This is a genomic window from Trebonia sp. (assembly GCF_049794275.1).
Classification (GTDB): domain Bacteria; phylum Actinomycetota; class Actinomycetes; order Streptosporangiales; family Streptosporangiaceae; genus Trebonia.
This window is the reverse complement of the sequence record NZ_JBARCR010000848.1, coordinates 1-5,127: the sequence shown is the minus strand read 5'-3', so window position 1 is coordinate 5,127 and position 5,127 is coordinate 1. Positions and strand designations below refer to the sequence as shown.

General features: G+C 70.7%; 5 protein-coding genes and 1 pseudogene. 2 read left to right on the top strand and 4 right to left on the bottom strand.

Annotated elements, in window-relative coordinates; all coding sequences use genetic code 11:
- Positions 1-123 precede the first annotated feature (123 nt).
- Positions 124-1,152: a Clp protease N-terminal domain-containing protein gene (locus WA805_RS21985; RefSeq protein ID WP_422280308.1), complete on the bottom strand. Its 1,029-nt coding sequence runs from the start codon at positions 1,150-1,152 to the stop codon at positions 124-126.
- Between the two features lie 82 nt (positions 1,153-1,234).
- On the opposite strand from WA805_RS21985, the gene WA805_RS21980 reads away from it, so the two are divergent.
- Positions 1,235-1,603 (top strand): hypothetical protein, encoded by a 369-nt coding sequence (locus WA805_RS21980; protein WP_422280310.1) that lies wholly within the window; start codon positions 1,235-1,237, stop codon positions 1,601-1,603.
- A 38-nt stretch (positions 1,604-1,641) separates the two neighbouring features.
- On the opposite strand, the gene upp is transcribed toward WA805_RS21980, so the two are convergent.
- Positions 1,642-2,274: a uracil phosphoribosyltransferase gene (gene upp / locus WA805_RS21975; RefSeq protein WP_422280316.1), complete on the bottom strand. Its 633-nt coding sequence runs from the start codon at positions 2,272-2,274 to the stop codon at positions 1,642-1,644.
- Positions 2,275-2,376: 102 nt separating this feature from the next.
- On the bottom strand, positions 2,377-3,204 hold the full coding sequence (locus WA805_RS21970) for an IclR family transcriptional regulator domain-containing protein (protein ID WP_424560145.1): 828 nt from the start codon (positions 3,202-3,204) through the stop codon (positions 2,377-2,379).
- A 172-nt stretch (positions 3,205-3,376) separates the two neighbouring features.
- Between WA805_RS21970 and WA805_RS21965 the strand changes: the two genes are divergently transcribed.
- Complete coding sequence (locus tag WA805_RS21965; protein ID WP_425243272.1) at positions 3,377-4,570, top strand: 4-hydroxybenzoate 3-monooxygenase; 1,194 nt, start codon at positions 3,377-3,379, stop codon at positions 4,568-4,570.
- An 8-nt stretch (positions 4,571-4,578) separates the two neighbouring features.
- Here WA805_RS21965 and WA805_RS21960 read toward each other — a convergent pair.
- Positions 4,579-5,127 (bottom strand): annotated as a pseudogene (locus WA805_RS21960) (hypothetical protein); the annotation flags it as partial.

Genomic DNA, 5,127 nt, shown 5'->3' with positions numbered 1-5,127 from the left:
GGCGGGGGCCGCCGTGCATCAGGCGCCGGTGGTCGGACGACAGGCGTTGGAGGGGCTGCCGGGCATCAGGCGCCGGCGGGTGCGGCCGGGCGACAGGCGTCGCGGTCGGGGCCGGGGGCAGGGTCAGGCGGCCTCGGGGGATTCGGCGTTCTGCCGGATCGTGGCCAGGCTCTCGCGGATGGCTTGCCAGACGGGGGCCAGTGGCGCGCCCGCTGGCTCGTCGCCGCGGATTTCGCCGACGGTGACGGCCTCGTCGCCGAGCGCGCGGAGCGCGGCCTGGGCCGTCACCAGGAGCAGCGGGTCGGTAGCCTCGATCGTGATTTTGTCCTCGGCGATGCGGACGATCATGTGGCGGCGGCCTGCCTGTTCTGGCTGTTCGTCGGTGGTGCCCGCGACCTCAGCGGCGCGCAGCGCCTCCTTGGCCTGGTCGAGGTCTACGCCGAGGTTCTGCAGCGCCCGGGCGGCGGCGGACTCGGAGTCGGCGAGCGCGGCGAGCAGCAGGTGGTGCGACCCGACGGGCTGTTCGCCGGCCAGCCTGGTGGCCTCGGTGAGCGTGACCTCGCCCGCTGGGGTGACCCGCAACGTCGGCTCGGCCTCGCCCTGCCCGAGACGCAACCGGGCCTCCCTTGGTGAACCGGACACCGTCAGCCGCTGGCGCAGCCAGCGGAGCACGCTGTTGGTTGCCTCGTCCCCCGGATCGCCTTCTTCTTCGGCTTTCCCGGCAGGCACCGCGTCGAGTACCGCCATCCGGAGTTCCATCAGGTCGGTGTGCTTCCGCATGACCTGGGCGGCCACACCGTCGCCTTCCCGCATCAGGCCGAGCAGGATGTGCTCGGTGCCGATGTAGTTGTGCTTCAGCTGCACCGCCTCGCGCAGCGCCAGCTCCAGGGTTTTCTTCGCACGGGGGGTGAACGGGATATGCCCGTTGCGTTGCGCCTGCTTGCCGGGCCCGATGAGCTCGGCGATTTCCTCCCTGACACCCTTCAGCGTCATGCCGTGAGCTTCGAGGACGCGGTAGGCGACGCCGGCAGGCTCGCCGAGCAGGCCGAGCAGGATGTGCTCGGTCCCGATGTAGTTGTGGTTCATCCGGCGCGCCTCTTCCTGGGAGAGGACGACCGTGTGCCGCGCGTAGGCGGTGAATCGCTCGAACATGGAACTAGCGTGGACCTCTGCTTCCAACCCCGTCAATACCATGCTATTAGTAGGGTTAGCCGCAATAGAGAGGGAGCAGGCCATGGAGTGGGAGGACCGGCTCGACGAGTGGGAACTCGAGCTCGAGCTCGGCATGCGGATGGACGGGTCGGACTGGGTGACGCTCGAGCGGGCGGCCGCCGACACCGGCGTGTCCCGGGCGGCGCTGCGCAACTGGTACCGGACCGGCCAGATTCCGTCCCGGCTCGTCGACGGCCCGCACGGGCCGCAACGGGTGGTACCGCTCGACGTGGTCGCCGAGCGCGCAGAGGCCTCGCCGCGGCTACGCCGCTCGGCCGAGCGGCGGCTCGCCGACGAGGCGCAGCTCGAACTCCTCAGGCACCGCGTCGACCAGCTGGAGTTGCGCTTGGCTGCGCTGGAGCGCCGTCGGCCGGCTGACCCCGCGTCCTGAGCAATGGCTGGTCGCGGAGTCAGCAGCGTACGTTCGGGCTAGATTTCGCCGAAAAGCCGGTCGCCAGCGTCACCGAGACCGGGGACGATGTACCCCTTGTCGTTCAGCCGGTCGTCGACGGCACCGGTGACCACCCGCACGAAATCGCCGGGGAACGCCTCGTCGACGCGGGTCAGCCCTTCCGGGGCGGCGAGCAGGCAGATCGCGGTCACCGCCGCGGCGCCGCGGTCGCGGAGCATGCCGATCACCGTGATCAGCGTCCCGCCGGTGGCGAGCATCGGGTCGAGCACGAACACCTCGCGGCCGGTCAGGTCGACGGGCAGCCGGTTCGCGTACGTCGAGGCGACCAGCGACTCCTCGTCCCGCACCATGCCGACGAAGCCGACGCCGGCCTGCGGCAGCAGCCGGGTCATGCCGTCGAGCATGCCGATGCCCGCGCGCAGCACCGGGACGATCAGCGGCATGGGATCCGCCAGCTTGGCGCCGACGGCGGCGCCGACCGGCGTCTGGACGGTCACGTCGGTGAGGCGGATCTCGCGGGTCGCCTCGTAGGCGAGCAGGGTGACCAGCTCGTCGGCGAGCCTGCGGAAGGTGGCGGTGTCGGTGGCCGCGTCGCGGAGCAGGGTGAGCTTGTGCGTGACCAGCGGATGGTTGGCGAGCAGCGTGCGCATGGACAGCAAGTGTTGCAGGTGACGCACCGAGATGTCAGGTGGCCCAGGGAGGTATGGGGGACGGGCAGTCCCCCATACGCGGGGAGATCCCGGGCCAGGGGGTTATGTGGGGCGGGCAGTCCCCCATGCTGGATTCCGCCTCCCGGGAGTTGCCGTCAGGTCCCGCCCGATGCGCTCCGCCGTGGCGAGCAGCGGGTGGAGCAGGTCGCGCACAATGCTTTCCAGGCTGCGCCGGCCCGCGTGCGTGGACACGTTGATGGCGGCGACCACCCTGCCGTCGCCGTTCCTGATCGGCGCGGCGAGCGAGCGCAGCCCCTCTTCCAGCTCCTGGTCCACCAGCGCCCAGCCGCGGCCGCGGATCTTGCGCAGCTCCTGCCGCAGGCCGCCGGGGCTGGTGATGGTGCGCCCGGTCAGGCCGTGCAGGCTGACAGCGGCCAGGTACCTCTCCAGCCAGTCCTCCGGCTGGGCCGCGAGCAGCACGCGCCCCATCGACGTCGCGTAGGCGGGGAAGCGGGTGCCGACGCTGATCGTCATCGTCATGATCCGCTTGGTCGGGACGCGGGCGATGTAGACGACGTCTTCGCCGTCGAGTTCGGACACGGAGGAGGACTCGCGGACCTCCTCGACGAGCTCCTCCATGTGCGGCATCGCGACCTCGGGGAGGGTCAGGCTGGACAGGTAGGCGTACCCGAGCTCGAGGATTTTGGGGCGCAGCGTGAACCGGCCGTCGTTGCCCCGCATGTAGCCGAGGTGCACCAGGGTGTGCAGGAAACGGCGGGCCGCCGCGCGGCTGAGCCCGGTGGCGGCCGCGACCTCGGAGAGGCTGAGGCTGGCGTGGTCGGCGTCGAAGGCCCGGATCACGGAAAGGCCGCGGTCGAGGGACTGGACGAAGTCGCCGTCCTGCTCATCGATCGTGGGTTCATCCGTCATGCTCAGCCTCCCGCTGCCCCGGCGGCGCTCCCTGGTCAGACGTGCCGCACGGGCGCTGGGCGGGGCGTCGGTGGTGGCGTGATTTGCCAGATGATAACAATCGTAGACAGCAGCTTGCCTGTTCGCTTGCTGAACTATCGTGCGTAGCACGGACTTAAGGGGTTTCAGTCAGATGCCTGTCACTTCGCGTACTCAAGTCGGAATAGTCGGGGCCGGCCCCGCTGGCTTGCTCCTTTCCCATCTGTTGGCGTTGGCCGGGGTGGATTCCGTCGTGGTCGAGAACAGGACGCGGGCGTACTGCGAGGCTCGTCAGCGCGCCGGGCTGCTTGAGGCCGGGACGGTGGAACTGCTGCGCTCGGTGGGGCTCGGGAAGCGGCTGGACGCGGAGGGCATTGAGCACGACGGGATTTACCTGCAGTTCCTTGGCGAGCGCCACCACTTGAACTTCCGTGAGCTGACCGACGGGCGGTGGGTGACGGTCTACGCGCAGACCGAGATCGTCAAGGACCTGATCGCGGCCCGGCTGGCGAACGGGGGAGCGATCGAGTTCTCCTGCTCCGACGTTTCCGTGTCCGGTGTGACGTCGGACCGCCCGATGCTGTCCTACACGGACTCGTCGGGCGTCGCGCACGAGGTCTCGTGTGACGTGATCGCGGGCTGCGACGGGTTCCACGGCGTGTGCCGGCCGCTCATCCCGGACCTGCAGGTGTCGGAGCGGACCTATCCGTACGCGTGGCTGGGGATCCTGGCCAACGCCGCGCCGTCGACCGACGAGCTCATCTACTCCAGGCACGCCGACGGCTTCGCGCTGTACTCCATGCGCTCACCCGAGGTCTCCCGGCTGTACCTGCAGGTGGCGCCCGACGAGTCGCTCGACCGGTGGCCGGACGACCGGATCTGGGCCGAGCTGCAGAAGCGGTTCGCGCTGGACGGGTGGTCGGTGTCCGAGGGACCGATCACCGACAAGTCGGTCACCGCGATGCGCAGCTTCGTCGCCGCGCCGATGCGGCACGGCCGGCTGTTCCTCGCCGGGGACGCGGCGCACATCGTGCCGCCGACCGGCGCCAAGGGCCTCAACCTCGCGCTGTCCGACGTGGTGGTGCTGGCGAACGCGCTCCGCGCGCTGCTGAAAGAGGGGTCGTGGAAGCTGGCCGACGCCTACTCCGACACCTGCCTGCGCAGGGTCTGGCGGTGCACCCACTTCTCCTGGTGGATGACCTCGATGCTGCACGTCACCCCGGGCTCGGACGCGTTCGAATCGCAGCTCCAGCTGGCCCAGCTCAGCTACGTCTCGTCCTCCCGCGCCGCGGCGCTGTCGCTGGCCGAGAACTACTCCGGGTACGAACCCGTCCGCTTCGAGCTCTGAGGAGCCTGTTACTGCTGGTGACGGCGCGGGCGCAGTGCCCTGGCGAGCAGCGCCGACAGCGCGGCGGCCGTCCCGGTGCCGGTCAGCGCGAGGCCCAGCGGTCCCGCGGCCATCGGCTCGTCGAGCAGCTGCAGGGCGCGCAGCCGGTGCCTGAGCACGTGTACCTCGGCGCGGATCGCGCCGGCCAGGCTGCTGCCCGACCGGGACGTCCACCCTTCGGCCGCGTGCAGCTCCGTCAGCCTGCTGGTCAGCTCCTCGTAGCCGACCGGCCCGTCGTGCAGCGTGGTGATCAGCAGGGCCGCCTCCCTGACGGCGACCGTGAAGTCGGGATCGGGGCCGTCGTCGGGCCCGATCAGCGCGGCGGTCCCGATGTGCCAGCGCACCGCGGCGTCGTCGGCCATCAGCCGGCCGGTCTTGGTCAGCACCAGGCTGGTGCCGCTGCGCCGCACCGCGCCCATCTCGTGCTGGGCGAGCCCGCGCAGGGTGTGCAGCGGGTACACGTCGAGTTCCTGGTGCCGCTTGCCCGCGGTGCTCGCGGCGCTCGCGGTGCCCGGGCC

What these genes read in the sequence shown, in the direction of transcription:
- WA805_RS21985 (WP_422280308.1), bottom strand. Translation starts at nt 1,152, where the DNA reads ATGTTCGAGCGATTCACCGCCTACGCGCGGCACACGGTCGTCCTCTCC.
- WA805_RS21980 (WP_422280310.1), top strand. Translation starts at nt 1,235, where the DNA reads ATGGAGTGGGAGGACCGGCTCGACGAGTGGGAACTCGAGCTCGAGCTC.
- upp (WP_422280316.1), bottom strand. Translation starts at nt 2,274, where the DNA reads ATGCGCACGCTGCTCGCCAACCATCCGCTGGTCACGCACAAGCTCACC.
- WA805_RS21970 (WP_424560145.1), bottom strand. Translation starts at nt 3,204, where the DNA reads ATGACGGATGAACCCACGATCGATGAGCAGGACGGCGACTTCGTCCAG.
- WA805_RS21965 (WP_425243272.1), top strand. Translation starts at nt 3,377, where the DNA reads ATGCCTGTCACTTCGCGTACTCAAGTCGGAATAGTCGGGGCCGGCCCC.